The sequence below is a fragment of the Vibrio sp. 10N.222.48.A3 genome (genome assembly GCF_041475345.1).
Classification (GTDB): Bacteria; Pseudomonadota; Gammaproteobacteria; order Enterobacterales; family Vibrionaceae; genus Vibrio; species Vibrio tasmaniensis_A.
Window position 1 is genome coordinate 1 of record NZ_JBFRVX010001087.1, and the last position, 1,241, is coordinate 1,241.

Consider the following 1,241-nt stretch of genomic DNA (forward strand, 5'->3'; position numbering starts at 1 on the left):
CTTCATACTGCTCAAGAATGATGTGAGCGCGAACGATGTTTCTCCATTGCAGTTGGCAGAAGTGGTTGCTTGCCGATTCAGGTCGAACAGCCACATTCAACCAATCACGTATCGCCTCTTTATTGCCTTTTACTTGCCAAAAAAGAATCAAAGAAAGAGAAGCGTTCGCCGTCCAGTCCACGTGGTAAGTCGATTGACGCAATAGGTGCTGAATTTGGTCGATAAACTTAGATGCTTTATCAATTTCACCGCGACTCAGTGAAATACGAGCCAGCATTGAATAGCTGTGAAGGTGCTTACTTGGCGAATGGTGACCAAGGATATCCAAGCCTTTGTAACAGCACTCTTCCGCTTCATCTAATCGGTTCCAACACCAGAATATTTGAGCTCTAACACGCAGTAAGAATTCATGCAGAGGCACGTATTTTAGCTGGTGTTCTTCGATCAATTTGAACGCACTGTCTTGCAGCTCGAATGCCGCTTGAACGTAACCCTGTGCAATTAAGATCTCGCTCTGTTGTAGAATCGCCCAAAGCGCTTGGTGGTAAACTTGGTACTGGCGTGCAAGTTTTTCTGTTTGCTGCATCATTGGCAGTGCACGGCTCAAGTTGCCCATTACGTGATTGACTTCACCAACAACAGACGTGGCGACAATTCGGCTACGATAAACGGTGGTGTTCAGCTGACTTAGCGAAAGCTCTGCCAATTCCAAGGCTTTTTCAGGTTCATTACTGTTGATCGCAACTTGCGCGCGTAGGGCGTTGTATTGCCCTTGCTGTTGAGTGTCGAGTTCAATATTTCGAGCTTGATATTGTGTTTCAGCCTCTTCCAATAATGTCCCTACTTGTTCGTAGCGGTGCTGACTTTGTGCTAGCCAAGCTCGTAACATGGACAGTTTAGGGTCGCTGTAAAGTTGATCCGTAGTCAGTTGCTTGATCGCCATCTCTAACGAGGAAAGTTCGCCTTGGTTGAACATCGGCCAGCCGTGGTCTGTCAGTATTTGAATGATCAGCTCTGGGTCTTCAGCGCGCTGTGCATGGCGCAGTGCTTGGTGTGGTGTGTCTTGTTTAATCCACGCCTTCGCGGCACTTCGGTGCAATTCTGCTTCTTGTTGAGGGATTCGAGCTTGACGCTCATGTGCCAAAAATTCACCAAACAGGTTATGGAAACGATACCAGTTCTTTTCGCCTTCAAGCGGGTAGATGAATAAACCGAATCGATTTAATGATTCGATCATACCC

At 46.9% G+C, this 1,241-nt stretch carries 1 protein-coding gene; it reads right to left on the reverse strand.

Annotated features, from left to right (window positions below):
* Positions 1–1,241, reverse strand: a 1,241-nt coding sequence (malT, locus tag AB4653_RS23870) for an HTH-type transcriptional regulator MalT (RefSeq protein ID WP_372105486.1), incomplete at both ends; no start/stop codon positions are given.